1 protein-coding gene is annotated in these 208 nt (G+C 75.0%); it reads left to right on the plus strand.

The window, feature by feature from the left end; translation table 11 throughout:
• The coding region (locus PROKR_RS36425) for a hypothetical protein (RefSeq protein ID WP_036970175.1) at positions 1-208 on the plus strand (208 nt) is incomplete at both ends.

The following is a 208-nucleotide window of genomic DNA, read 5'->3' on the forward strand; positions in this document are numbered from 1 at the left end:
AGGACGAGACCGCCGGTCCCGGCCGCGCCGGTGGCCCGCCGTCGGGCGCCGTCACCGTGCTGCACCACCTGACCAATTCCCTGCCGCACACGCAGAGCGGCTACACGCTGCGCTCGCACGCGATCTTCGTGGCGCAGCGCGCCCACGGGCTCGACGCGTCGGCCACGACGCGACCCGGCTACCCCCTGACCATCGGTTCGCTCGGGGC

The organism is Promicromonospora kroppenstedtii DSM 19349, from assembly GCF_000515355.1.
GTDB classification, from domain to species: domain Bacteria; phylum Actinomycetota; class Actinomycetes; order Actinomycetales; family Cellulomonadaceae; genus Promicromonospora; species Promicromonospora kroppenstedtii.